This window comes from Paenalicyclobacillus cellulosilyticus (genome assembly GCF_014647315.1).
Lineage (GTDB): Bacteria > Bacillota > Bacilli > Alicyclobacillales > Alicyclobacillaceae > Alicyclobacillus_J > Alicyclobacillus_J cellulosilyticus.
The window spans coordinates 1-510 of the sequence record NZ_BMOY01000175.1 but is presented as its reverse complement, the minus strand read 5'-3'; the positions used below and the strand labels follow the sequence as shown (position 1 = coordinate 510).

1 protein-coding gene is annotated in these 510 nt (G+C 43.3%); it reads left to right on the top strand.

Annotation, left to right across the window (positions count from 1 at the left end; translation table 11 throughout):
• Positions 1 to 458 (top strand): hypothetical protein (locus IEX97_RS13870; protein WP_229776962.1); only part of this gene is annotated, 458 nt, incomplete at its 5' end.
• Positions 459 to 510: the final 52 nt, after the last annotated feature.

Below are 510 nucleotides of genomic sequence, written 5' to 3'. Positions count from 1 at the left end.
CGGGGCAAAGTCAACGACGTCACAAACTAGACACAAACGGTGAAATTACACCACTTGACGGGACACTACCACATATCGTGCTTTGGGCAGGGTTGACTTATGCGGTGATATCGAGTGCGAGATATCTTTCTAAACGCCGTATGCATGTACAATTGGCAAATGCTGACATGTTTATGATTTCTACCGTCTCAGCTGTTTTAACCCTAAAGGCATTGAATCATGGAGAGTCTTGGTACATTACACCAGTCTATATCTTGATTTTGTGCGTACTTGTCTATTCGTCAGTCAACCTTGGTTTGATGTTTCTTTTTCTTGCAATCGAGAGAAATTTGGATGTTATAAAAAGAGCTTTTCGGGAAATGTTCACTGTCAATGCATTGGTTGTGGAAACGATTTTTTCGATACTCGCTCTCGTATTAGCTGTCCTTCTAACATTCGTGCACAGATTCCGCGCCTGATCTTCGGGCAGGGGACGAATTTCGACAGGAATCCAACCTGTGCACAGCGAAA